We start from the raw sequence: 1,094 nt of genomic DNA, 5'->3' as shown, positions 1-1,094 counted from the left end.
GCGATCGGGGCGATCAGTTCAACTTCGAACTTCAGGTTGTCGCCCGGCATCACCATCTCGGTGCCTTCCGGCAGGGTCACGGTGCCGGTCACGTCGGTGGTCCGGAAGTAGAACTGCGGACGGTAGTTCGCAAAGAACGGGGTGTGACGGCCACCTTCTTCTTTGGTCAGAATATATGCTTCTGCCTCGAATTTGGTGTGCGGGGTCACGGAGCCCGGCTTACACAGAACCTGACCACGCTCAACGCCGTCACGGTCAACGCCACGCAGCAGCGCGCCGATGTTGTCGCCGGCTTCGCCGCGGTCCAGCAGCTTGCGGAACATCTCAACACCGGTGCAGGTGGTTTTCTTGGTGTCGTGGATGCCGACGATTTCGATTTCGTCGCCAACGTTGATCACGCCACGCTCAACACGGCCGGTCACAACGGTACCACGACCGGAGATCGAGAACACGTCTTCGATCGGCATCAGGAACGGCAGGTCAACGGCACGCTCGGGGGTCGGGATGTACTCATCCACAGCCGCCATCAGTTCCTTGATTTTGTTTTCGCCGATTTCCGGGTCACGGCCTTCCATCGCCGCCAGAGCGGAACCTGCGATGATCGGGATATCGTCGCCCGGGAAGTCGTAGGAAGACAGCAGTTCGCGGATTTCCATCTCGACGAGCTCGAGCAGCTCTTCGTCGTCGACCTGGTCAACCTTGTTCATGAACACGACCAGCGCCGGAACGCCAACCTGACGCGCCAGCAGGATGTGCTCGCGGGTCTGGGGCATCGGGCCGTCAGCTGCGTTCACAACCAGGATCGCGCCGTCCATCTGCGCCGCACCGGTGATCATGTTTTTCACATAGTCAGCGTGGCCGGGGCAGTCGACGTGTGCATAGTGGCGGTTCTCGGTCTCGTATTCCACATGGGCGGTCGAGATGGTGATGCCGCGGGCTTTTTCTTCCGGTGCGCCGTCGATCTGGTCGTAGGCTTTGAAGTCACCGAAGTATTTGGTGATCGCTGCGGTCAGCGTGGTTTTGCCGTGGTCAACGTGGCCAACGGTGCCGATGTTGACGTGCGGTTTATTACGCTCAAACTTTTCCTTAGCCAT

1 protein-coding gene is annotated in these 1,094 nt (G+C 59.6%); it reads right to left on the bottom strand.

All coding sequences use genetic code 11. The features are described 5' to 3' along the window. A partial coding sequence (gene tuf, locus C6W91_RS21120) for an elongation factor Tu (RefSeq protein WP_370571608.1) occupies positions 1-1,094 on the bottom strand: 1,094 nt, incomplete at both ends.

The sequence above is a fragment of the Phaeobacter sp. SYSU ZJ3003 genome, assembly GCF_041300735.1.
Classification (GTDB): domain Bacteria; phylum Pseudomonadota; class Alphaproteobacteria; order Rhodobacterales; family Rhodobacteraceae; genus Phycobacter; species Phycobacter gallaeciensis_A.
This window is presented reverse-complemented; position numbering and strand designations above follow the sequence as displayed.